Source organism: Corynebacterium jeikeium (assembly GCA_003955985.1).
Lineage (GTDB): Bacteria > Actinomycetota > Actinomycetes > Mycobacteriales > Mycobacteriaceae > Corynebacterium > Corynebacterium jeikeium_D.
Map to the genome: position 1 here is coordinate 1,329,938 of CP033784.1, position 23,549 is coordinate 1,353,486.

The 23,549-nt window shown below is 58.5% G+C and carries 22 protein-coding genes; 18 read left to right on the plus strand and 4 right to left on the minus strand.

What is annotated here, in order from left to right; translation table 11 throughout:
* Positions 1 to 3 precede the first annotated feature (3 nt).
* From rpe to EGX79_05985, 17 genes are all read left to right on the plus strand, one after another.
* Complete coding sequence (gene rpe, locus EGX79_05905) at positions 4 to 672, plus strand: ribulose-phosphate 3-epimerase (GenBank protein ID AYX81751.1); 669 nt, start codon at positions 4 to 6, stop codon at positions 670 to 672.
* 16 nt (positions 673 to 688) lie between these two features.
* A complete protein-coding gene (gene ribD / locus EGX79_05910; protein ID AYX81752.1) occupies positions 689 to 1,741 on the plus strand; it encodes a bifunctional diaminohydroxyphosphoribosylaminopyrimidine deaminase/5-amino-6-(5-phosphoribosylamino)uracil reductase RibD in 1,053 nt (350 codons plus the stop codon).
* A 69-nt stretch (positions 1,742 to 1,810) separates the two neighbouring features.
* Complete coding sequence (locus EGX79_05915) at positions 1,811 to 2,398, plus strand: riboflavin synthase (GenBank protein ID AYX81753.1); 588 nt, start codon at positions 1,811 to 1,813, stop codon at positions 2,396 to 2,398.
* 11 nt (positions 2,399 to 2,409) lie between these two features.
* Positions 2,410 to 3,672, plus strand: a complete 1,263-nt coding sequence (locus tag EGX79_05920) for a bifunctional 3,4-dihydroxy-2-butanone-4-phosphate synthase/GTP cyclohydrolase II (GenBank protein AYX81754.1) — start codon at positions 2,410 to 2,412, stop codon at positions 3,670 to 3,672.
* Positions 3,673 to 4,155, plus strand: coding sequence for a 6,7-dimethyl-8-ribityllumazine synthase (locus EGX79_05925; GenBank protein ID AYX81755.1), 483 nt, complete (start codon positions 3,673 to 3,675; stop codon positions 4,153 to 4,155).
* Positions 4,156 to 4,157: 2 nt separating this feature from the next.
* Positions 4,158 to 4,652 carry a PH domain-containing protein gene (locus EGX79_05930; GenBank protein ID AYX81756.1) on the plus strand — a complete coding sequence of 165 codons (495 nt, stop codon included), beginning with the start codon at positions 4,158 to 4,160 and terminating at the stop codon, positions 4,650 to 4,652.
* A gap of 29 nt (positions 4,653 to 4,681) precedes the next feature.
* Positions 4,682 to 6,730 carry an excinuclease ABC subunit UvrC gene (gene uvrC / locus EGX79_05935; GenBank protein AYX81757.1) on the plus strand — a complete coding sequence of 683 codons (2,049 nt, stop codon included), beginning with the start codon at positions 4,682 to 4,684 and terminating at the stop codon, positions 6,728 to 6,730.
* Positions 6,731 to 6,842: 112 nt separating this feature from the next.
* Positions 6,843 to 7,733: an RNase adapter RapZ gene (gene rapZ / locus EGX79_05940; GenBank protein ID AYX81758.1), complete on the plus strand. Its 891-nt coding sequence runs from the start codon at positions 6,843 to 6,845 to the stop codon at positions 7,731 to 7,733.
* Between the two features lie 23 nt (positions 7,734 to 7,756).
* Positions 7,757 to 8,704 carry a uridine diphosphate-N-acetylglucosamine-binding protein YvcK gene (gene yvcK / locus EGX79_05945; GenBank protein ID AYX81759.1) on the plus strand — a complete coding sequence of 316 codons (948 nt, stop codon included), beginning with the start codon at positions 7,757 to 7,759 and terminating at the stop codon, positions 8,702 to 8,704.
* Positions 8,705 to 8,895: 191 nt separating this feature from the next.
* Positions 8,896 to 9,894: a DNA-binding protein WhiA gene (whiA, locus tag EGX79_05950; GenBank protein AYX82747.1), complete on the plus strand. Its 999-nt coding sequence runs from the start codon at positions 8,896 to 8,898 to the stop codon at positions 9,892 to 9,894.
* 183 nt (positions 9,895 to 10,077) lie between these two features.
* Positions 10,078 to 11,082 (plus strand): type I glyceraldehyde-3-phosphate dehydrogenase, encoded by a 1,005-nt coding sequence (gene gap, locus EGX79_05955; protein ID AYX82748.1) that lies wholly within the window; start codon positions 10,078 to 10,080, stop codon positions 11,080 to 11,082.
* A 110-nt stretch (positions 11,083 to 11,192) separates the two neighbouring features.
* Positions 11,193 to 12,404 (plus strand): phosphoglycerate kinase, encoded by a 1,212-nt coding sequence (pgk, locus tag EGX79_05960; protein ID AYX81760.1) that lies wholly within the window; start codon positions 11,193 to 11,195, stop codon positions 12,402 to 12,404.
* Positions 12,405 to 12,473: 69 nt separating this feature from the next.
* A complete protein-coding gene (locus EGX79_05965; GenBank protein AYX81761.1) occupies positions 12,474 to 13,262 on the plus strand; it encodes a triose-phosphate isomerase in 789 nt (262 codons plus the stop codon).
* Positions 13,263 to 13,464: 202 nt separating this feature from the next.
* Positions 13,465 to 16,293, plus strand: coding sequence for a phosphoenolpyruvate carboxylase (locus tag EGX79_05970; GenBank protein ID AYX81762.1), 2,829 nt, complete (start codon positions 13,465 to 13,467; stop codon positions 16,291 to 16,293).
* Positions 16,294 to 16,394: 101 nt separating this feature from the next.
* Positions 16,395 to 16,631, plus strand: a complete 237-nt coding sequence (secG, locus tag EGX79_05975; GenBank protein AYX81763.1) for a preprotein translocase subunit SecG — start codon at positions 16,395 to 16,397, stop codon at positions 16,629 to 16,631.
* A 148-nt stretch (positions 16,632 to 16,779) separates the two neighbouring features.
* Positions 16,780 to 17,130: a QacE family quaternary ammonium compound efflux SMR transporter gene (locus EGX79_05980; protein AYX81764.1), complete on the plus strand. Its 351-nt coding sequence runs from the start codon at positions 16,780 to 16,782 to the stop codon at positions 17,128 to 17,130.
* Positions 17,127 to 17,441: a multidrug efflux SMR transporter gene (locus EGX79_05985; GenBank protein AYX81765.1), complete on the plus strand. Its 315-nt coding sequence runs from the start codon at positions 17,127 to 17,129 to the stop codon at positions 17,439 to 17,441. Before EGX79_05980 ends, EGX79_05985 begins: the two co-directional genes overlap by 4 nt.
* Before the next feature lie 3 nt (positions 17,442 to 17,444).
* Here EGX79_05985 and EGX79_05990 read toward each other — a convergent pair whose 3' ends face one another.
* On the minus strand, positions 17,445 to 18,662 hold the full coding sequence (locus EGX79_05990; GenBank protein ID AYX81766.1) for a hypothetical protein: 1,218 nt from the start codon (positions 18,660 to 18,662) through the stop codon (positions 17,445 to 17,447).
* 20 nt (positions 18,663 to 18,682) lie between these two features.
* On the opposite strand from EGX79_05990, the gene EGX79_05995 reads away from it, so the two are divergent.
* Positions 18,683 to 19,993 (plus strand): ISL3 family transposase, encoded by a 1,311-nt coding sequence (locus EGX79_05995; protein AYX81767.1) that lies wholly within the window; start codon positions 18,683 to 18,685, stop codon positions 19,991 to 19,993.
* Between the two features lie 91 nt (positions 19,994 to 20,084).
* Here EGX79_05995 and pgl read toward each other — a convergent pair whose 3' ends face one another.
* From pgl to EGX79_06010, 3 genes are read right to left on the minus strand one after another with little or no spacing between them, the layout of a single operon-like run.
* Positions 20,085 to 20,852: a 6-phosphogluconolactonase gene (pgl, locus tag EGX79_06000; protein AYX81768.1), complete on the minus strand. Its 768-nt coding sequence runs from the start codon at positions 20,850 to 20,852 to the stop codon at positions 20,085 to 20,087.
* Positions 20,849 to 21,865, minus strand: a complete 1,017-nt coding sequence (locus EGX79_06005; GenBank protein AYX81769.1) for an oxppcycle protein OpcA — start codon at positions 21,863 to 21,865, stop codon at positions 20,849 to 20,851. The genes pgl and EGX79_06005 overlap by 4 nt, the downstream gene beginning before the upstream one ends.
* A 50-nt stretch (positions 21,866 to 21,915) precedes the next feature.
* Positions 21,916 to 23,520: a glucose-6-phosphate dehydrogenase gene (locus tag EGX79_06010; GenBank protein ID AYX81770.1), complete on the minus strand. Its 1,605-nt coding sequence runs from the start codon at positions 23,518 to 23,520 to the stop codon at positions 21,916 to 21,918.
* Positions 23,521 to 23,549: the final 29 nt, after the last annotated feature.

Sequence of the window (23,549 nt, forward strand, 5' to 3'; positions counted from 1 at the left end):
GTTATGAGCGCACCAATTATTGCCCCCTCCATTCTCGCTGCTGACTTCGCTCGCCTCGACCGCGAGGTTGAGGCTGTAGCCAATGCAGATTGGCTGCATATCGACGTCATGGATGGCCACTTCGTTCCCAACCTGTCCTTCGGCGCTCCGGTGCTGGAGGCCGTAGCTGCGGTGACGGACAAGTACTTGGATGTCCATCTCATGATTGAGAACCCGGAGAAGTGGGTCGACACCTACATTAAGGCGGGGGCGAGCTCCGTTATTTTCCATGTGGAAGCCGTCGACGATGCCATCGCACTGGCACGCCACATTCGTTCCCAGGGCGTGAAGGCCGGGTTCTCGCTGCGCCCGGGTACCCCAATTGAGCCGTGGCTGGATCACCTCGCCGAATTCGACGAGGTGCTGGTCATGAGTGTCGAACCCGGTTTCGGGGGCCAGTCCTTTATGCCGGATCAGCTAACCAAGGTCGAGAAGCTGCGTCAGCGCATTGATGCCGAAGGTCTGGATACTCTGATCGAGATTGACGGTGGTATCTCCGCCAAGACCATCGAATCCGCTGCCGCCGCCGGTTGCGACGCCTTCGTTGCAGGGTCGGCCGTTTTCGGCGCTGATGATCGTGCGGCGGCTGTCGATGAGCTGCGCGCATTGGCCACTACTGCTGCAACTAAGTAGACGGCGGTGAAGCACGGTGGCACAGTTTCCGGATCTCGTCTCCGCACAGCCGCTGACTGACGCTCAAGCTATGGCATTGGCCATAGAAGCCGGCCAGCGAGTTCGGGGCACCACCTATCCCAATCCACCGATTGGTTGCGTCATCCTCGATACCGCAGGGATTGCGGTAGGAGTGGCCGGAACTGAGCCGGTAGGTGGCCGACACGCAGAGCCACAAGCATTAGAAATGGCGGGGGCACGAGCTCAGGGCGGTACTGCAGTGGTCACACTAGAGCCGTGCAATCATATCGGCCGTACACCACCGTGCACCGAGGCACTTGCGGCAGCCGGAGTTTCCCGCGTCATATTTGCGGTCGCCGATCCTAATCCCGTGGCCGCTGGCGGCAGCGAGTGGTTGCGATACAAGGGAATCGACGTGGTCGAGGAGTTCCAACGCAATCGTGTGGCGGATGGCTATCTGCGTCCATGGTTACACTGGCAGCGCACTCGGCGCCCACACATCACGCTGAAGACGGCGGGCACGCTGGATGGTTTCGCCGCCGCTACCGACCGCACCTCGCAGTGGATTACGGGGGAGCAGGCGCGGGCACGGGTACATATCGATCGTGCACGTCGGCAAGCGATTGTCGTCGGAACGGGAACAGTGCTCGCTGACAATCCGCGATTGACCGCGCGCACACCAGACGGCGAGGAGCTGTCAACGCAACCCCTGCGCATCGCGATCGGCACCTCGGAGGTCGCCGCCGATGCGAATATCCGCGGCGATAACTTCCGCCACATTCGCACTCACGATGTGGAAGTGGCGCTGGAGACAATGGCGGATATGGGACTTATTGACGTGCTGGTAGAAGGCGGCCCACGGCTCGCCAGCGCTTTCTTAGAAGCCGATGCTGTCGACGCGATTGAGTCTTACATTGCCCCGGCGTTTCTCGGAGCTGGTCTGCCGGTGACATCGGCCAACCATGAGACCACCATCACTGACATCTCGCGCTTTCGTACCGTCGCGGTCGAGACTCTGGGAGATGACATTTTGATTACGGCTCTCCGCAGTGGCAAAGATCGCGGGTAGACCGGCTAGAGTTAATTTTGTAAAAATCTTTCAATTTATAACAAACGGTAAAGGATTTTCCTGACCACTATGTTTACGGGAATTGTTGAGGAACTCGGCGAAATTCGCGAAATCCACCGCGAAGCCGATTCCATTACTCTGACCATTCGCGCGACCACCGTGCTTGACGACGTGCACCACGGTGATTCCATTGCTGTCAATGGTGTTTGTTTGACCGTCGTGGAGTTTGGCGATGATTTCTTTACCGCTGATCTCATGCAAGAGACTCTGGTTAGGTCGAGCCTCGGCCAGGTTGAGGTCGGCTCCAAGGTCAACCTCGAACGTGCAACCGCAGTCGGTCAACGCCTCGGCGGCCATATCGTGCAGGGACATGTCGATGGCACCGGCGAGGTTATTTCGCGCACGCCAGGGGAGCGCTGGGAAGTAGTGCGGATTTCGCTGCCGGAGCATCTCTCCAAGTATGTCGTGGAAAAGGGCTCAATTGCCGTGGATGGTACTTCGTTGACCGTCTCTGCAGTAGGCGAGGGGTTCTTTGAGGTCAGCCTGATACCGACGACGCTGACGGACTCCGTTATTGGTTCGACCGCGGTAGGCGCCAAGGTCAATTTGGAAGTCGATGTGCTAGCCAAGTACGTCGAGAAAATGTTGGAAAGATAAGCTACAAGACTGTGATTAAGTTCGATTCTGTAGAGCGGGCCATTGCGGACATCGCAGCCGGTAAGGCCGTGGTCGTCGTCGACGATGAAGATCGTGAGAACGAGGGCGACATCATCTTCGCCGCCGAGAAGGCAACGCCTGAACTTGTTGCCTTTATGGTTCGCTATTCCTCTGGTTACATCTGCGCGCCGCTGACCGCCGAGGACTGCGAGCGTCTGAATCTGCCACCGATGGTGTCAGAGAATGAGGATGCCCGCGGTACCGCATACACAGTGACCGTGGATGCCAACACCGGTACGACCGGTATTTCCGCCACAGATCGTGCGAACACCATTCGTACTCTCGCTGACCCCACGTCGAGCCCGCACGATTTCACCCGACCAGGACACGTGGTCCCGTTGCGAGCTCGCGATGGTGGCGTCCTAGTCCGTGCCGGCCACACCGAGGCTGCGGTCGATCTCGCCCGCCTGGCAGGGCTTCGTCCTGCCGGCGTGCTGTGTGAGGTTGTCTCCGAGGAAGACCCGACCGGTATGGCGCGCGCGGAGGAACTGCGTCGCTTCTGCGACAAGCACGATTTAGCGCTGATCTCCATTGAGCAGCTGATCGAATACCGTCGCCACAACGAGCACTTGATTGAACGCGTTGTCGAAACCAAGCTGCCGACCGACTACGGCGAGTTCCGTGCCATTGGGTACCGGAGCCTTATCGACGGTGTCGAGCATGTCGCTCTCGTTGTGGGGGATGTGTCTTCCAACGATGGTCAGGACGTCCTCGTGCGTGTGCACTCCGAATGCCTCACCGGCGACGCACTGGGATCTCGCCGCTGCGACTGCGGTCAGCAGCTGCACAACTCCATGCGCATGGTTCACGAAGCGGGGCGTGGCGTCATCCTCTACATGCGCGGTCACGAAGGCCGAGGCATTGGTTTGATGCCGAAGCTGCAGGCCTACCATCTGCAAGATGAAGGCGCTGACACCGTTGATGCCAATCTCGCGCTCGGTTTGCCGTCGGATGCCCGTGAGTACGGCACTGGTGCACAGATCCTGCAGGATCTTGGAGTCACCACTATGGCGCTGCTGACGAACAATCCGACCAAGCGTGCCGGCCTAGGTGGTTATGGACTGGAGATGAGCCGCCGGGTACCGGTGCCAGTTGAGGTCAACGAGGATAACTTGAAATACTTGTTGACAAAGCGCGAACGCATGGGCCATGAGCTCCCTTGGTTGGATGAGTACATGGAGACCCACGGCATTTCGACAGAAGGAGCACAGTAGATGAGTGGCGCAGGTCTTCCTGAAATTTCCGTTCCCGATTCCACTGGTGTGACCGTCGGTCTGGTCACCTCTCACTGGAACGAGGAGATTACTGGACAGCTTCGTCGTGAAGCGCTGGCCCAGGCCGAGGAGGTCGGCGCTGTAGTTACGGATGTGACTGTCGTCGGTGCTCTGGAGATTCCGGTTGTGGTGCAACAGCTCGCCCGAACTCACGACGCCGTGGTGGCGCTGGGGTGCGTTATCCGCGGTGGTACGCCGCACTTCGACTATGTCTGCGACTCGGTGACTGAGGGCCTGACGCGGATCGCACTGGACTGTGAAACGCCAGTTGGCAATGGTGTGCTGACCTGCAACACTGAACAGCAGGCAATTGATCGTGCCGGCGGTAAGGGCGCCGCGGAGAATAAAGGTCGCGAGGCCATGGCCGCAGCGCTGCACACCGTCGCAGTGTTGAAGTCCCTTCGTGAAGGTGGAGCTGAGTAAGAATGGGTAACTCCGAACGCCACAGCAATTCGACTGCCGTCGACACCGGTAGCGAAGACAAATGGCTGTTGGAAATCACCTCGCAAAAGCTGTGTCTGTGGGCGATTATCGCTGCAGTTGTGGTTTTCGCTATCCATATCTTCATGGGTATCGTGGTGGACTTTGGTAACACCGGAGCTTCGGTGACCGCTATCGACCAGCTGGCTTTCCCAATGATTGGTTTGATCATCGCCGGGGTAATCCTGCTGCTGACTCGGGCTCGCGTTCGCGTAAATGCCAGGGGTGTGGAAGTCCGCAATCTACTCAATGCGAAGTTTTACCCGTGGGTCGATATTTACGGCCTGAGTTTTCCAAAGAAGTCCCGCTGGGCTCGCTTGGAGCTGCCTGACTTTGAGTTTGTGCCGATGCTCGCGATCCAGTCGGCCGACGGCAGCCGCGTCGTGGAAGACATCCGCCGGTTCCGTGAACTTGAAGACGAGTTCATGCCGGAGGACTAACCCAAGGACACGTTTTAAGGACACCGTAAGTGACTGACCCTTCTCAGTACCGTCCCGCCCCCGGCACCATTCCCACGGAGCCGGGGGTGTACCGTTTTCTCGATTCAACCGGGCGCGTTCTCTACGTCGGCAAGGCGAAGAATCTCCGTGCGCGTTTGTCTAACTATTTCCAGGACTTAACTCGGCTTCATCCCCGCACCCGCCAGATGGTGCAGTCCGCTTCGAAGGTGACGTGGACTGTCGTCCACAATGAAGTCGAAGCGCTGCAGTTGGAGTACACCTGGATCAAGCGCTTTAATCCGCGGTTCAACGTGATGTACCGCGATGACAAGTCGTATCCGATGTTGGCCGTCAGCGTTGGAGAGCTGTACCCGCGGCTCTTTCTCTACCGAGGACCGCGCCGGAAGGGCGTGCGTTATTTCGGGCCTTATTCACACGCGTGGGCTATCCGAGAAACGCTCGACTTGCTTACACGAGTTTTCCCAGCCCGCACCTGTTCAAAGGGAGTCTTCAACCGGCAGCAAGCCCTGGGGCGGCCCTGTTTGCTCGGCTATATCGACAAATGCTCGGCGCCTTGTGTCGGCCGTGTCAGTGCCGAGGAACACCGCGAAATTGTCCGTGGTTTTACCAGCTTCATGTCGGGAAATACGGGCCCGGTCACCAGGCGCTTGAAGAAGGAAATGGAGGAAGCTGCCGGCGAGTTAGACTTCGAGCGCGCCGCTAGTCTGCGCGACAACCTCGCTGCCATCGACAAGGTCATGGAGCGGCAGTCAGTCGTGCTTTCCGACGCCGCTGATGCCGACTTTATTGCGCTAGCAACCGACGAACTGGAAGCGGCCGTGCAGATTTTCCATGTTCGGGCGGGACGTATTTACGGTCAGCGCGGCTGGGTAGTGGAGAAGTCCGGCGAATACGCGACTACGGAGTTTCGAGAGGGAGAGACCGACCCCAGCTTGGGTGGGCTGCTAACGCAGTTCCTGACACAGTTCTATGGCGACGCCGCCAAGCACGCGGATGTCGACGGCGATGAATCAACCACTGCCGCCCAGGTTGTGCCACGCGAAATTCTCGTTCAGGCCACGCCCGACGATCTTGACGAGGTTACTGCATTTTTGGCCGATATTCGTGGCACCAATGTAGATATTCGCGTCCCACAACGCGGTGACAAGCGGACGCTCATGGAGACCGTGCAGAAAAATGCAGCTGAAGCGCTACGCCAGCACAAGCTAAAGCGAAGTGGAGATCTAACTACTCGATCGCAGGCTCTCTCCGAACTCCAGGACGCGCTATTTATGGATGAAGCGCCGCTGCGCATCGAGTGCACTGACATCTCGCATATTCAGGGCACCGATGTGGTGGCCTCGTTGGTGGTCTTCGAGGATGGATTGCCCAAGAAGTCCGACTACCGCCGGTACCGAATCAAAGATGCAGCGGGTGACGGTCGCTCGGACGACGTCGGTTCTATCGCTGAGGTGGTGCGCCGTCGTTTTCTGCGCCATAACGAGGACAAGCTCGCCATGCCCGATGATGCAAGCGAGATGTTCGTCGAAGAGACGACTGATGCCGTCGATGAGCAGTCGCGGAGTAACCGCAAGTTTGCCTACCCGCCACAGTTGTTCATCGTCGACGGTGGTGCACCGCAGGTCGCAGCCGCACAGGCGGTCCTCGATGAACTCGAGGTCACCGATGTGACGTTGGTGGGAATTGCCAAGCGCTTAGAAGAGCTGTGGATTCCCGACGATGATGAGCCGCTCATTCTGCCGCGTAATTCGGAAGCGATGTACCTAATCCAGCGAATTCGTGATGAGGCGCACCGCTTTGCCATTAATTATCACCGTCAGCAGCGATCTAAACGCATGCGCTCGTCGGTGCTTGATGGCATTAAGGGGCTGGGGCCAGCACGCCGCAGTGAGTTGGTCAAGCACTTTGGTTCCGTTGCGGCGCTGAAGAAGGCCAGCGTCGAGCAGATCGAAGAAGTGGCTGGTTTCGGGCCGATGCTCGCGAAAACTGTTTACGATTACCTCCATCCAGACGAGAAGTCGTCAGAGCCAAACTCGGATGTCGGTCCGGGAGAGTAGGCGTAGAAGTAGGTAAACAAGTGGCTAAAACCGCACTTGAAACAGTGCTAGGGGGTTTACTTCCGCTAGTAAAACCGAGAGCGGTTGGGCGGAATTGTATTAGAGTGATGGCATGATTACTTCGGGTTATTCCCCTCAGGCTGAAAAGTCACTTGTGTTGATTACCGGCATGTCCGGTTCCGGACGCAATACGGCCGCCAGCGTCTTGGAGGAGATGGGCTGGTATGTCGCAGACAACCTGCCCCCGGAGTTGATTATGCGCATGGTCGAGTTGTCGTTTGAAGCGGACTCTCCAGTAGAGCGCCTCGCTATCGTCACCGACGTGCGCTCGCGCGCGTTCGCCGGCAGTTTGGGGGAGGTGCTCGACGGACTCCGCAATGAGGGGCGCCAGCCCTATGTCATCTTCTTTGATGCCAACGACGACACCCTCATCGCCCGCTACGACTCTGTCCGCCGCACCCATCCGCTGCAGGAAAATGGCACGCTTTCACAGGGTATTGCCGCTGAACGTCAGATGTTGCTGCCAATAAAGGGCATGTCGGATTTAGTAGTGGATACCTCTGACATGAGCGTGCACGATTTGCGCCGTGAGTTAGAGCATCAGTTGTCGGATACCGCTAGCAAGATTCAGCAGATCACCATCGAATCATTTGGGTTTAAGCACGGTGCGCCGCGCGATGCCGACATGCTTTTCGACGTCCGTTTTCTCCCCAATCCCTATTGGGTACCTGAGCTGCGTGCGGGCCGCGGTACCAACAAAGCCGTGGCCGACTACGTGCTGTCCCAACCTGAGTCTCAGGGGTTTTTGGACAACGTCACAAACTTGATTGAATTGGTTTTGCCCGGGTACCGCCGTGAGGGCAAGGGTTTTATGACTATCGCTGTGGGATGCACCGGAGGCCATCACCGAAGTGTGGCCATGTCGGAGGCGCTGGCTAAGAAGCTCGAGGGAGTTTCCGGGATCAACGTCAACGTCGTCCACCGCGATATTGACCGCAACTAGCGGTTTTAGTGGAGGTGTAGAAATTGACATCAATTACCAGTCTGGGTGGCGGTCATGGTCTATTTGCCACGCTGAGAGCTGACCGTCAGGTTGCGGACCATGTCACAGCGGTGGTCACAGTTGCCGACGACGGCGGATCCTCGGGTCGCCTTCGTCGTGAGCTGGGGCAGATTCCCCCTGGAGACCTTCGCATGGCACTCGCCGCGCTTTCCGCAGATACGGAAAAAGGCGATCTGTGGGAAAAGACACTGCAGCACCGCTTTGGCGGAACTGGCGCACTGGCAGGGCATGCGATTGGCAATCTGATTATCGCTGGCCTCACCAGTGTGATGGGAAATGAAGTCGACGCGCTTGACGAAATTGGCCGGTTGCTGCAAATCCGGGGTCGAGTCGTGCCCATGTCGCCGATCCCGCTAGAGATTGAGGCCGAAGTCGTTGGCTTGGAGCAGGATGCTCGCGTTGTGCGCCAGGTCCGTGGCCAGGTCGCAGTGGCCACGACACCTGGCCAGGTGCGCCGAATCCGGCTGATTCCTGAGACTCCGCCGGCATCCGAGGAGGCCATTGAAGCTATCCTCAATGCCGATTTGGTGACGCTGGGTCCGGGTTCGTGGTTTACTTCGGTTCTGCCACATCTTCAGGTGCCCGGGCTGCGGGATGCTCTGCAAGAAACCAATGCCACAACCGTCGTGGTGCTGAATCTTGTCGCCGAGCCGGGGGAGACCGCCGGTTTTTCTTCCGAACGGCACATCCATATGCTCACGCAGCATGCACCTAACTTGAAGCTCAATTACGTGCTTGTCGACGACAACACGCCGCTCGCGGATACCGAACGAGAATACCTGCAGCGAGCGGCGGATAGCCTAGACGCGCAGGTTGTCTTCGCCGATGTGCAAGAAGTTGATGACCACGGAGCTCTGACGGGTCGGCATTCGCCGGAGAAACTAGCTGTCGCACTTCGTCAGTTCCTCTAAAGCGTCCGGCCAGTCGAGGGTTTTAATGCATTCTCCTGCGAGGATGCAATAGACAATCAACTAATTGCCACTCGATTGGTACCGGATACTATCCTTGAGGTTTATTGCTAAAGCTCAAATGGGGTTAATTTTACCTAAATTAACCAGGCCCAAACCCAGCTCGCACACATGAAATGAGGATGGACAGCATCGTGGCATTGACGGCGAAGGTCAAAGACGAACTAGCCCGCGTGTCAGTTTCGCAGGAAAGCGCTCAGGCAGCGGAGATTTCGACCCTGTTCCGCTTCGCAGGAGGACTCCACCTGGTGGCAGGTTCGATTGTGCTGGAGGCTGAGTTGGATTCCGGCGCTGTCGCACGCCGCCTGCGCTCCATGCTGGCCGAACTCTACGATGTCAAAGCCAGCCTCAATGTCTTGTCTCCCGGCGGCTTGCGAAAGACCTCGAAGTACATCGTGCGGGTAACTGATGGCGCGGAACTCGTCGTTAGGCAAACTGGCCTGATCGACTCTGCAGGACGTCCCGTACGTGGGCTACCACGCAAGCTGATCATGGGACAGAAGATCGATCAAGAAGCTGCATGGAGGGGTGCCTTTTTGGCACATGGTTCACTGACTGAGCCGGGGCGTTCCTCAGCTTTGGAAGTCACTGCTCCCTCTGCAGAAGCGGCACTTGCATTGGTGGGATGTGCTCGTAGACTCGGAATTACGGCTAAGAGCAAGGAGAATAAATCCCGCGGTGGCGATCGTGTAATCATCCGGGAGGGCGATGCAATCGGTGCGCTGCTGACGCGAATGGGAGCCCAGACTACTCGCCTGCAGTGGGAAGAACAGCGAATGCGTCGTGAAGTGCGAGCGACGGCCACTCGTTTGGCAAACTTCGACGATGCCAACCTGCGGCGCTCGGCTCGTGCGGCCGTTATTGCAGCAGCGCGAGTAGAGCGTGCTTTAGAGATTCTCGGTGACGATGTACCAGACCATTTGGTGTCTGCAGGACAGCTGCGCATCGAGCACAAGCAGGCTTCACTGGAAGAACTTGGGCAGCTGGCAAATCCGCCAATGACCAAGGACGCCGTCGCAGGACGCATCCGCCGTTTGCTCTCCATGGCGGACAAAAGAGCAAACGAACTCGGAATTCCCCCCACAACTGCAGTCGTTACAGACGAACTTTTTGACAAAGAAGTTGACGAGTAAAGCACCTGTTATGCCTAGTCAGGTGCGTAATTTTTGATAAATCTCCGTTTATTTGGGATTTTCGCACCAAACCACCGCTGCGCGAATGAAAAACCCAACGTACACTTCTGTAGTGAACCTGTTGGAGCGCAATCAGCGCCCTGACAAGTGGCATCGATTCGCCAATCCATTAAGGAGATTATTGTGACGGTTCGTGTAGGTATTAACGGTTTTGGTCGCATCGGCCGCAACTTCTTCCGCTCCCTGCTCGCTGCGGGCGCTGACCTGGAAGTCGTTGCTATAAACGACCTCACTGATAACAAGACCCTGGCTCACCTGCTCAAGTACGACTCCATCATGGGCAAGCTTGACGCAGAGGTCACCTACGACGATGAGTCCCTCACCGTCAACGGCAAGCGCATCGCGGCATACGCTGAGCGCGACCCGAAGGACCTGCCGTGGGGCAAGCACGAGGTCGACATCGTCATTGAGTCCACCGGTTTCTTCACCGATGCCAACGCTGCCAAGGCTCACATCGAGGCTGGCGCCAAGAAGGTCATCATCTCCGCTCCGGCTAAGAACGAAGACGCAACCTTCGTTGTCGGTGTTAACCACACTGACTACGACCCGGAGAAGCACAACATCATTTCGAACGCTTCTTGCACCACCAACTGCCTGGCTCCGATGGCTAAGGTCCTGGACGACAAGTTCGGCATCGAGCGCGGTCTCATGACCACCATTCACGCATACACCGGTGACCAGCGTCTGCACGACGCTCCGCACAAGGACCTGCGTCGCGCCCGCGCTGCTGCACTGAACATTGTTCCGACCTCCACCGGTGCTGCAAAGGCAGTCGCTCTGGTTCTGCCGCAGCTCAAGGGCCTGCTGGACGGCTACGCACTGCGTGTTCCGACCCCGACCGGCTCTGTCACCGACCTGACCTTCACTGCGAAGAGCGAGGTCACCGTCGAGTCCGTCAATGCTGCCATCAAGGAAGCTGCTGAGGGCGAGCTCAAGGGTGTTCTGGGCTACAACGAGGACCCAATCGTTTCCAAGGACATCGAGGGCGACCCGCGTTCCTCGATCTTCGACGCACCGCTGACCAAGGTCATCGGCGATCAGGTCAAGGTTGTCTCCTGGTACGACAACGAGTGGGGCTACTCCAACCGCCTCGTCGACCTGGCTGTCTACGTCGGTGAGCGCCTCTAATAACTCACCTGGTTAATCCCAGACCCCGAACGGGCCGGGGTGGTTGTGCCTGAGTAGGGCACGCCACCCACGGCCCGTTTTTTACACACTTTCACAAGGATTTCATTGAGATGACTGTTAAGACTGTCAAAGACCTGATCAACGAAGGTATTGAAGGCCGTTACGTCCTCGTCCGCTCCGACTTTAACGTCCCACTGAAAGACGGCGTTATCACCGATCCGGGTCGAATCGATGCTTCGCTGCCCACCCTGTCCGCGCTTGTCGAGGCCGGCGCCAAGGTCGTTGTTATGGCTCACCTGGGTCGCCCGAAGGGCGAGGTTAAGTCCGAGTTCTCCCTGGCCCCGGTCGCTGAGGCGCTATCTGAGCGCCTGGAGCAGTACGTCGCGCTCGCCGGTGATGTCTCCGGTGAGGACGCGCACGAGCGCGCTAATGGCCTGACCGAGGGCGATGTACTCCTGTTGGAGAACGTCCGCTTCGATCCGCGCGAGACCTCCAAGGACGAGGCAGAACGCGCCGAATTCGCAGCCGAGCTGGCCGCACTTGTTCCGGACGGAGCATTTGTTTCCGACGGTTTCGGTGTTGTTCACCGCGCCCAGGCTTCCGTCTTCGACGTCGCTAAGAAGCTGCCGCACTACGCCGGCAACCTGGTTCAGGCTGAGCTTGAAGTTCTGCGCAAGGTTGCAGAGACCCCGGAGAAGCCGTACACCGTCGTGCTCGGCGGTTCCAAGGTTTCCGACAAGCTGGGCGTTATTGAGGCTCTCGCGCCGAAGGTTGACTCCCTGGTCATCGGCGGCGGCATGTGCTTCACCTTCCTGGCTGCCAAGGGCTACGCCGTTGGTGCATCCCTGCTGCAGGAAGAGATGATTGACACCTGTAAGGATCTGCTGGACCGCTACGGCGACAAGATTGTTCTGCCAACCGACGTAGTCGTGGCCGACAAGTTCGCTGCTGACGCTGAAAACAAGGTCGTCGATGCCACCGAGATTCCGGAAGGCTGGATGGGCCTGGACATCGGACCGGCTTCCGCCGAGGCATTCGGCAAGGTGCTCGCTGAGTCCAAGACTGTGTTCTGGAACGGCCCGATGGGCGTGTTCGAGATGGAGGCTTTCGCAGCTGGCACCCGCGAGGTTGCACAGGCCATCATCGATGCCACCACTAACAACGGTTGCTTCTCCGTCGTCGGTGGCGGCGACTCCGCAGCAGCAGTACGTACTCTGGGGTTGAACGAGGACGGCTTCAGCCACATCTCCACTGGTGGTGGCGCTTCGCTGGAGTTCCTCGAGGGTAAGACTCTGCCGGGCGTCTCCGTCCTGGAAGACTAAGATTTTTCCACCACCGGATTTTCATCGCTTAAAAATCCGCTAATTGATAGGGAAGTGAATTCCACCACTATGGCACGTACACCATTTATTGCTGGTAACTGGAAGATGAACCTGAACCATCTCGAAGCTATCGGTGTGGTGCAGAAACTCGCGTTCGCTCTGCCAAAGGAGTACTACGACAAGGTTGACGTCGCTGTCATCCCGCCGTTTACCGACCTGCGTTCGGTCCAGACTCTGGTTGAGGGCGATAAGCTCGGCGTCACTTACGGCGCGCAGGATGTCTCAGTCCACGAGTCCGGCGCTTACACCGGCGAGATTTCCGCATCGATGCTGGCAAAGCTCGGCTGCACCTGGGTCGTCGTCGGTCACTCCGAGCGTCGCGATATGCACGCAGAGGACGATGAGCTGGTCGCAAAGAAGGCCAAGGCAGCACTGCGCGAGGGCATGAACCCAATCGTCTGTGTCGGCGAGCCGCTGGAGGTCCGAGAGGCCGAAGAGCACGTCGAGTACGTTGTCTCTCAGGTCAAGGGCTCCCTGGCTAACCTGACCAACGCTGAGCTGGCCAAGACCGTCATCGCTTACGAGCCTGTCTGGGCTATCGGCACCGGTAAGGTCGCATCGGCTGCAGACGCGCAGGAAGTCTGTGCAGCTATCCGCGAGACCGTCGCAGAAATTGCGGACGAGAACATCGCAAAGGAGATGCGCATCCTCTACGGTGGTTCCGTCAAGGCCGAGAACGTCGCTGAGATCGTCGGCAAGCCCGACGTCGACGGCGGCCTCGTCGGTGGCGCTTCGCTCGACGGTGAAGCATTCGCGAAGCTCTGCGCACTTGCTGCAGATGCCGCTCAGAACGCCTAAGTGCATATAAATTCAGAACAACTGATAAGATAGGCGCCATGCGCGACCCCGGATTGGTTTTATTGATTCTCATAAAACCGATTCGGGGTTATTGCCTTTAGGCGGACTCAATCCAGGCACACCGACTGGCAATGTTTTAGCGCGATACATTTCCCGAGGCTTTCCACTTGGAATGCCCGGCAATTTTCAAAGGACGTGCTCAATGAACGAACAAGTACATGGTGACACTGACCGACACACTGCAAGCAATGAGCAATCCTCATCGACCGCTACCGCGAAGCAGCAGGACTTGCTCTGGGAGGATATTCGCCACCTGGGTCGAATTCTTGGGCAGGTAATCCGCGAGCAAGAGGGTGACGAGGTCTTTAACCTGGTCGAAAATGCTCGCCGTGCAGCCTTCGAACTCCATCGTGGCGATGGCGACATCGAGAAGCTCACCGGCCTCTTCCGCGATATTGACCCTGCCGAGGCAAGCCCTGTCATCCGTGCTTTCACGCACTTCGCACTTTTAGCTAACCTCGCTGAGGATTTGCACGAGGAGCTGGGCATCGAGGCATCTCTCGATGCTGGCGATCCGCCGCAGGACTCCACGCTGGAAGCAACATGGCAGAAGCTTCGCGACGCCAAGGTTTCCGGCAGCGCCATTGCGGACATGATGGACCACATTGAGGTCGTCCCGGTTCTGACCGCACACCCAACGGAAACTCGTCGTCGCACAGTGTTCGATGTGCAGAAGCACATCACGGCTGCAATGCGGCGCCGCCACGAGATCCAGGCAGCCCCGATGAATGCGCGCACCGCGGACCGACTCGCTGAGATTGATGCCGATATCCGTCGCCGGATCCTGACGCTGTGGCAAACGGCTCTGATTCGCATGAACCGCCCGGATATTCGCGACGAGGTCGAAGTTGGTCTTCGCTACTACCAGCTTTCTCTGCTGGAAGCTGTGCCACAGATTAACCGAGACGTCGTCAAGCACTTGCGTCAGCTCGGCGGCAACAAGCTGCCGGCTAACCCAACGATTCGCATGGGATCGTGGATCGGCGGCGACCACGACGGTAACCCGTACGTGACAGAGGAGACGCTGCGCTACGCCTCCGATAGGGCAGCGGGTACCATCCTGCGTCACTACTTCTCGCAGTTGCATCTGCTGGAGCGCGAGCTCAGTCTCAGTGATCGCCTGACCAAGGTCACCGTGGATCTAGTCGCCTTGGCCAGCCGAGGCCACAATGACGTACCAAACCGCGAAGATGAACCGTACCGTCGTGCGGTTCACGGTATCCGCGGTCGCGTGGCGGCAACAGCGGTGAACTTCTTCGACGAGTCCATCATTGAGGGCGACTGGTCGGAATTCACTCCGTATGACAGCGCCGAGGAGCTACTTGAAGAGCTCTCGATTATCGACGACTCCCTGCGGTCCAGCCACGATGACCTCATCGCCGATCACCGCCTGCGCGACCTGATGGATTCAGTGGAGGTATTTGGTTTCCACCTGTACTCGATTGATCTCCGCCAGAATTCGGACTCTCAAGAGGAAATTCTCACCGAGCTGTTCTCCGCTGCCGGTGTGGTGGACAACTACGCGGGATTGAAGGAAGCCGACAAGGTCGAGCTGCTGACCAAGGAACTGCAGTCCTCCCGTCCGCTGGTTTCGACTTCCGCAGATCTTTCCGAAGCTACGGCTCGCGAGCTAGGCATTATGCGTGCGGCATCTCGTGCGGTGCGCAAGTACGGTCACGACGCGGTACCGCACTGCATCATTTCGATGTGTACATCGGTCTCCGACCTGCTGGAGCCGATGATTCTGCTCAAGGAAGTCGGTCTGATTCGCCCGAATGGCTCCCAGCCGACCGGTTCTGTTGACGTCATTCCGCTGTTCGAAACCATCGAAGACCTGCAGGCTGGTGCCGACGTGCTGCGTGCTGCGTGGGACATTCCGGTCTACCGCGCATACGTGTCCGCACGCGGAGATCTGCAGGAAGTCATGCTCGGCTACTCCGACTCCAACAAGGACGGCGGGTACTTCGCTGCAAACTGGGCGCTTTACGACGCGGAGGTCGCAATCGTGGCAGCCGCGAAGGACAACGACATTCGCCTGCGTCTCTTCCATGGCCGCGGAGGTACTGTCGGCCGTGGTGGCGGTCCGTCCTACGAGGCAATCCTGGCGCAGCCTTCCGGCGCAGTCCAGGGGTCGGTGCGTATCACCGAGCAGGGCGAGATTATCTCTGCCAAGTACGGTCACCCTGCAGCGGCACGCAGGAACCTCGCCGCGCTGGTTTCGGCAACGATTGAGTCGACTCTGCTCGACGTCGATGATCTGAAGAACCCGGCTCGCGCCCACGAGATTATGTCGGAGATTTCCGACCTGTCTCGCGAGGCCTACTCGAAGCTCATGCACGAGGACCCGGGCTTTATTGACTTCTTCACGTCGTCGACCCCGGTCGATGAGATCGGCAGCCTGAACATCGGTTCGCGTCCGACCTCACGCAAGCAGACCCAGACCATTTCTGACCTGCGCGCAATTCCGTGGGTACTGTCCTGGTCGCAGCAGCGTTCTATGGTGCCGGGCTGGTTTGGTGTCGGCTCTGCACTGCAGGAGTGGATCGGCGAGGACGAAGACGGTTCCCGCCTGGCTGAGCTCCGTCAGCTCAACGAGATTTGGCCGTTCTTCAATTCGGTGCTGTCGAACATGGCGCAGGTCATGTCCAAGGCTGACCTCAACCTGGCGCGCGCCTACGCTAGCCTGTGCCAAGATAAGGCCGACGGTGAGCGCATCTACGGCATCATCAAGGCTGAGTTCGACCTGACTTTGGAGATGTTCCTGAAGGTAACCGGGTACAAGCACCTGCTGGAGGACAACCCGCTGCTCAGGCGCTCGGTGGACATGCGCTTCCCGTACCTTATGCCGCTGAACATCATCCAGCTGGAGATGCTGCGTCGTTACCGTGCCGGCGATAATCGCGACAAGGTGCGTCGGGGCATTCAGCTGACCATGAATGGTCTGGCAACTGCACTGCGCAACTCCGGCTAGGAATTCGCCTAGGGATACGGCTAGGGATACCTAGCCAGCGGAGCAATTGCGCTAGTATAGTTGGAGTTCTTAAAGAAGCGACGTTTCAAAAGGAAGTGCGCGTGTACCTCGCCATTCAGATTGTCCTGGTCATCACATCAATCCTGATGACGCTGTTCATCCTGCTCCACAAGGGTAAGGGTGGCGGACTGTCCAGCCTCTTTGGTGGCGGCATGCAGTCGAATCTGTCCGGTTCGACTGTGGTGGAGAAGAACCTTGACCGCGTCACTATCGTGACCGTGATTATCTGGTTGCTCTGCATTGTCCTGTTGCTGCTGTTCAATACCTTCGGCTGGTAGGTTCCGCACGCAGCACGCCCCACCGCAGGCCTTTAAGGGCTCTTCGGAATTTTGGGTGTAGATGGGTTTGGTGATCGGGGTGTGTTGAAGTGGTCGGACGCGATTGATAGAGTAAGCCCGGACTCATTACGGAAGTTGGAAATCCCACATGCTCAAAAGCTGGCTGTTACTGATCGGGGCGGTTGTTGCCGAGGCGCTTGGCACCATGTGCCTGCGTGCAGCCGTTGATCAACCGCTCTATGCCATCGGGGTGGTCATCGGATACATCATTGCTTTCACCCTCTTGGGACTCGCCCTGGGAAGAGGTATTCCAATCGGCATTGCCTATGGAATTTGGGCAGCAGCCGGAGTTGCCCTGGTCGCGGTTCTGGGTGCCGTGTTATTCCATGAAACGCTCAGCTTAACGGCGATCATCGGCATTGTCACCATCATGGCCGGCGTCTTCATTGTCCAAACCGGCCAGCGCGATCCAGGCAAAGCTGAGGTGTTGGAATCATGAGCTGGCTGTTTCTGTCCTTTTCGATCGTTTCTGAAATTATCGCTACCCTGAGTCTGCGTGCTTCGGATGGCTTTCGGAAGAAAATCTGGATCCTGCCACTCGTGGTGTTCTACGGGCTCGCTTTCTTTTTCTTAGCGGTTACTATCTCCTACGGCATGCCGGTGGCCATTGCCTACGGCATCTGGTCAGCTATCGGTGTCGCGCTCATCGCAGTGCTGGCGCGGATCATCTGGAAAGAGCCGTTAACCCCGCGCATGATCTTGGGACTGGTGCTGATCATGGCGGGGGTGGTGCTCGTCGAACTGGGGTAAGCGCTATTGGGCCCGAGCGGCGCGAACCTGCTGCTGGATAGTCTCCATGACCGAAGCATCGGCCAAGGTTGTGGTATCACCAATCTCGCGGTCTTCGGCGAGATCTTTGAGCAGACGGCGCATAATCTTACCCGAGCGGGTCTTGGGGAGGTCAGTGACCACGGTGATTGATCGCGGTGTCGCAATCGGTCCGATCGCGGCACGAACATGATCACGCAGGACCCCGACGGCGTCGTCGAGTTGCTGAGCGCTTTCGCGCAGAATCACAAACGCCTCGATCGCCTGCCCGGTGGTTTCATCTTGGGCCCCGACCACAGCGGCCTCAGCAACCATCGCATGGGCGACCAACGCCGATTCAATTTCTGCCGTCGACATCCGGTGCCCGGAAACATTGAGCACATCATCGACCCGGCCCAGGACCCAAATATCGCCGTCCTTATCGAATTTCGCGCCGTCACCGGCAAAATATACGCCAGGGTACTGTGACCAGTAGGTTTTCTGATACCGTTCCTCATCGCCCCACAGGGTGCGCAGCATGCCGGGCCACGGTTCGGTGATCACCAGATAGCCACCGTTGCCGGGTTCTACCGGAACGCCGGCTTCGTCATAGATATCGGCCGTAATGCCGGGCAGGGCGCGCATCGCGGCCCCGGGTTTCGTGGCGGTCACCCCGGGTAGCGGGCTGATCAGAATATGGCCGTTTTCGGTCTGCCACCAGGTGTCCACGATCGGTGCGTTATTGCCCCCGATGTGCTCGCGGTACCACATCCACGCTTCGGGGTTGATCGGTTCACCCACGCTGCCCAACAACCGCAGCGACGACAGGTCATATTCGGCCGGGATATCGCGACCCCAGCGCATGAACGTACGGATACTGGTGGGCGCACAGTACAGAATCGTCACGCCGTATTTCTGCACGATCTCCCACCAGCGCCCCCGATGCGGAGTATCCGGGGTGCCCTCATACAGCACCGAGGTGGTCGCATTGGCCAGCGGCCCGTAGACGATATAGGAGTGCCCGGTGACCCAGCCGATATCGGCGGCCGTCCAGTAGATATCGGTTTCGGGTTTGATATCAAAAACCGCCCAGTGGGTGTAGGAAACCCCCACGAGATATCCGGCTCTTCGGAATTTTGGGTGTAGATGGGTTTGGTGATCGGGGTGTGTTGAAGGCGTAAAAAGAGTCGAGGTCTTCCGAAGATGGAAGTGACGAAACCACACATCTGAAGAAAGACCTCGACATGCACCAGCTTACCTTCTCGCGCCCAGATCTTGATGCCTTTTGCCTGCTGAGCAATTCCGGCGTCACCGTGACCGGTCAACACGTCACCGCCGAGCAAGCCGTGCTGGAATGTCGAGTCGTGGAGGCCGATCAGTTCTGTCGGCATTGCGGTGCTGAAGCCACAGTGCGAGGCAGTGTGGTGCGCAAAGTCACGCATGTGCCGGTGGGTTGGCGGCCCACCCACTTGCATGTGCGGTTACGCCGCTACCGGTGCGATACCTGTGCCCGTGTCTGGCAACAAGACACCACATCCGTGGTGGCTCCAGAGGCCAAACTCTCGCATGCTGCCGCGTTGTGGGCGTTGAAATCGGTAGTCATCGACCGGTTATCCATTGCCCGGGTGGCGGCCAATCTGGGCGTGTCCTGGCATACCGCCAACGACGCGGTGCTGACCACGGGTCGGCGGTTGCTCATTGACGATCCCAACCGGCTCAATGGGGTCAGAGTGTTGGGGGTCGATGAGCACGTGTGGCGCCACACCCGCTGGGGTAACCGGTATGTCACCGTGGTCATCGATTTGACCCCCGTGGCAGACCGCACAGGCCCGGCACGGTTATTGGATATGGTCCCGGGCCGGTCCAAACAAACCTTCATCACCTGGTTAGAAGCGCAAACCAGCGCGTTTCGGGCCGGCATTGAGATCGTGGCCATGGATGGGTTCACCGGGTATAAAACCGCAGCAGCTGAAACCCTGCCTGAGGCCACCACGGTCATGGATCCCTTCCATGTGGTGGCCCTGGCCGGTCAGGCCGTGGATAAGGTTCGACAACGCATCCAACAAGCCACCCTGAGCCGGCGTGGTCGCAACGGGGACCCATTGTATGGGATCCGCAAAGTGCTAAAAACCGGCAAAGAGTATCTGACCGAACAACAACAAGCCCGCCGGGATGCCGTGTTTGCCAACCCGGACCATGCCCCGGTCAAGACCACCTATGACATCTACCAAAAGATTGTCGCCGCCTACCGCAACCCCAACAAGAAGCAAGCCAAAAAACGGTTCCGCAAACTCATTGCTTCCATCAGCCACGGGGTCCCCAACACGCTCAAAGAGCTGCAGACGTTGGGCCGGACGATGAAACGCCGGGCTGATGACATCTTGGCCTACTTCGATCATATCGGCACCAGCAACGGTCCCACCGAAGCCATCAACGGCAGAATCGAACACCTGCGCGGTACCGCCCTAGGCTTCCGCAACCTCACCCACTACATCACCAGAGCACTGCTGGACACCGGCGGATTCCGAACCAAAATACACTCATTTTTACGATGAGCCCCTTTAAGCAATAAAAATTCCCGTCGATAGCATTTCGCTTATCGACGGGAATTTGCTGGTTCTGGGCTGTTAGCGGTGAAGCGGAAGCCTAGAGCTGCGCAGCCGCAGCATCGTCAACAAAGACAACGGTTTCCTGAACACCGCGAACCCCGGCCGCCGGCCACTGCGCTGGGTCGTCCTGCTGAGCGATAGCTGCAATTGCCTCAGCCTTTTCGCCGCCCGCTACAAGTAGCCACACACGCTGAGAGCTGGCGATGGCCGGCATCGTCAGCGTGATGCGGGTCGGCGGTGGCTTCGGGCAGTTATGCACGTCCACGACCAAGCGTTCCTGCTCAGCCAGCGCTGCGGTATGTGGGAAAATCGAGTTGATGTGTCCCTCTCCGCCCATACCGAGAAGGTGAAGGTCAAAGCCATTTGGAGCCTTCTCCCGAACGATCGCTTCGTAGCTTTCGGCGGCCTCCGTGGTGGTCACGCCGCTGTCGGCAGCGGCAAACTCGAAGATGTTTTCCTCCGGCACGCCGACAGGGGACAAGAGACGCTTACGAGCAGCCAACGCATTGCGATCTGCCGAGTCGGCAGCGACAAAGCGTTCATCTCCGAAGAACACCAGGACTCGGTTCCAGTCGATGTCTCCGGAATCGTCGGCAAGCGCACTGAGCAAAGCGGTACCCGCGCCGCCACCGGTGAGAACGACGCGTACGAAACCGTCATCGGTGACCGGAGAGGCGTTGCCATGGTGGACGGCGACAACCGCATCGATGAAGCGCTGACGTGCAGCCTCGACGATGCCCGCCTGGTCAGCGGCGCGGTGGAACTGAGGGGCAGGGACGGTATTCGAGGCGTTATCGGTGGTCACTTGTCAGAGACTCCTGGTTCGTTAGCGAAGCTAGTTGTTGTGGACGTCGGAGATTGCATTCCCACCGTGTGAATCTGACTGAGGCCACGCAGGGCACGTCCGTAGGCAGTATCGTGGTCGAGGTGACGCAGCTCCTCTGCCAAACATTCGGAGCGTGTTGGACGCGATACTGCAACCTTGAACGGGGGCTTTTCTCCGTTGGTGACCGATGCAGTGGTGGCGCTTTCAATATCGATACGCAAAGTCTGGCCATTTTCACGCTCAAAGGCGACGGAGGTCACCGGTGGCTTGGCGCGGCCCTTTTCGTCCACCGGAATCTTCTTCTCACCGGTGGAGTAACGGTTGACCGGCAGCCCCAGGCGATCTGCCAACCATCCGGCGGCGACCTCGACCGATGGCGAGTCCTGTGGGCCGTAGATGGACACGGAGGTCACCGGCGAGTGCGGCGGCAAGTCGAAAGCGGATGCCAACACACCGCGCCAGTTCGTCAGCCGCGACCAGCTCAGGTCGGAATCGCCGGGCGTGTAGCCCGTACGGCGCGTGTAGATAGCGTTGCTATTCGGGTCACAGAGTGAATCGGTGATACGGCGCTGGGCAATCCGGCCGATTGGTGTCGCCGCTGGGACCTGCGGCGCCTCAGACGGCCACCACGCCACGACCGGCGTATCCGGTAGCAACAGGGGAGTCACCACAGAGCTGTGGTGCTGACCAATCTCACCGGACATATGCATAACGACGATCTCAGCGGCACCGGCATCACCACCGACGCGGAGCTCCGCGTCAAGGCGATTGTCCAGGCGTGGATCATCGGAGACCAATACCAGCACACGGGATGGGTGCTCGCGGGAAACGGAGTTGACCGTGGAAATAATGTTTTCCAGGTCGTCTTCGCTTTTGGCCAAAACAATCAGGGTGAGGACACGGCCCGTGGTGACGATGCCGCCCTGCTCTCGAAGCTGCACCAACTGACGAGCAATGCTCGCGGTGTCAGTGTCTGGCAAATTGACAATCATGAAAGTGTTCTTTCTGTCAGAAAATTCTTAAGAACTGAGAGGTCGGCAACCTATGGCCGTCGCCAAGCGCGACCGTCGCGCTCGAGCATGTGGTCAGCGGAGGAAGGCCCCCACGAACCTGCGGGGTAGCCCTCGGGACGACCGCGCTTGGCCCAGTACTCGATGATGGGGTCAAGAATCTTCCAGGACAGCTCGACTTCCTCATTAGTGGGGAAGAGGCTGGCCTCGTCGAGAAGCGCATCCAGAATCAGGCGCTCGTAGGCCTCTGGCGACTGCTCGGTAAACACCTCGGAGTAGGAGAAGTCCATGTTGACATCGCGTACCTCCATGGCCGAGCCCGGAACCTTCGAGCCGAAGCGCATGAGCACGCCCTCGTCTGGCTGGACTCGAATCACCATGGCGTTCTGGCCGAGAGCGGCAGTCATCGTCTCCGCAAAAGGCAAGTGCGGTGCGGACTTAAAGACCAGCGCAATTTCAGTGACGCGACGGCCGAGGCGCTTGCCGGTGCGCAGGTAGAAGGGGACACCGGCCCAACGACGGGAGTTGATCTGCAGCGTACAGGCGGCGTAGGTCTCGGTCGTGGATTCGGGGTCGAAGCCTTCCTCATCGCGCAGCCCCGGCACGAAGTTGCTGCCCTGCCAATCCGCCGTGTACTGGCCACGAGCGGTGTATTTCGAAAACGGACGCACTGGCTCGACGGCACGCAGAACCTTGATCTTTTCCGCCTGCAGCTCTTCCGGGGTAAAGGCGATGGGCTCTTCCATTGCCACCAGCGCCAGGAGCTGGAGTAGGTGGTTCTGAATCACGTCACGAGCTGCACCGATACCGTCGTAGTAGCCGGCGCGACCGCCCAAACCAATGTCCTCGGCCATGGTGATCTGGACGTGGTCAATGTAGTGAGAATTCCACATCGGATCGAACAACTGGTTGGCAAAACGCATGGCCAGAATGTTCTGGACGGTTTCCTTGCCCAGGTAGTGGTCGATGCGGAACACAGCGTCTTCTGGGAAGACCGAGTTCACAATCCGGTTGAGTTCCTGAGCGGAGGCTAGGTCGTGTCCGAATGGCTTCTCAATAATCACGCGACGCCAATAATCCTCGCCCGACTGCGCCAGCCCCGAACGATCGAGCTGATGACAGACATCGGGGAAGTTAGCTGGCGGAATGGACAGGTAGTAGGCCCAGTTGCCAGCGGTGCCGCGGGAGCGATCGAGCTCCTCAAGTTGTGCGGCCAGGCGATCGAAGGCCTCGTCATCGGTGAAGGTACCGGTGACAAAGTGAATGCCCTCAGCCAGGCGCTGCCAGACACTCTCACGGAAGTCTGTGCGGGCGCCCTGTTCCACTGCGGTGCGCACATAATCCTCAAAGTCCTGTTTCGACCATTCGCGACGACCGTAGCCAACTAACGCGAAGGAGGCAGGCAGCAGACCGCGGTTGGCCAGATCGTAAATGGCAGGCAGAAGCTTCTTTCGGGCCAGATCGCCCGTCACTCCGAAAATCACCATGCCGCCCGGGCCCGCAATACGCGGCAAGCGTTTATCCTGTGGGTCGCGCAGCGGGTTGATGTATCCGTCGTGGTTGGTGCTGTCGTCTCCGTTGTGCGGAGAGCTGGCAGTAGGGGAGTTCGAATCGTTGCGTTGCAGAGAATCACTCACGGTTTACATAATGTCATATCGAGAAAAGT